The organism is Hydrogenoanaerobacterium sp., from assembly GCF_032017025.1.
GTDB lineage: Bacteria > Bacillota > Clostridia > Oscillospirales > Ruminococcaceae > Hydrogenoanaerobacterium.
The window spans coordinates 53986-54576 of the sequence record NZ_DALZQO010000021.1 but is presented as its reverse complement, the minus strand read 5'-3'; the positions used below and the strand labels follow the sequence as shown (position 1 = coordinate 54576).

At 46.4% G+C, this 591-nt stretch carries 1 protein-coding gene; it reads right to left on the bottom strand.

From position 1 onward, the window contains the following. Positions 1-223: 223 nt before the first annotated feature. On the bottom strand, positions 224-591 hold a 368-nt coding region (locus tag RTV33_RS12165), incomplete at its 5' end, for a 2-oxoacid:acceptor oxidoreductase family protein (protein WP_312644597.1).

The following is a 591-nucleotide window of genomic DNA, read 5'->3' as shown; positions in this document are numbered from 1 at the left end:
GATGTAACAAAACATATTTGCCAAACGACAAGTACCGCGCTGCGCGCGGTACTCAGCCAAAGGCTGAATGTTTGTTTTATTATATCATACCGGATGCAAAAAATCACCCGCCAAAAGTGGATGCTCTTTGTATTGATATTCCTGTTTACTTGTAGAACAGCAAGAAAAAAGAGCCACTTGCGCATGGCAAATGGCTCTAAAAATTGATCGCATTTTTTACTGATTACAGTGACATGCCGAGGTCGATTGCCTCAATATTTTTGACGAGCAGGTGCTGTTTTCTTGCGGAAACGCATTTTTCAATCGCCTTGCGTACCGACTCGTATTTTGCAAAACCCGTCTCTTGGAGCAGCTTGCCAACCAGGATGATGTTTGCAAGACCCTCGAGACCTTTTTCGGAGGCAAGCTCGGTAGCAGGCACATAGAACACGTTGATGTCGGTTCTCTCACATTTTTTCGCAATGAGGGTACTATCCACAATAACCGTGCCACCTGCCTCTACCGCCCCGATAAATTTATCGTAGGATGGCTCGTTCATTGCAATGAGCACGTTGGGAGTAACAACCAGAGGCGAACCGATCGGCTCGTCGG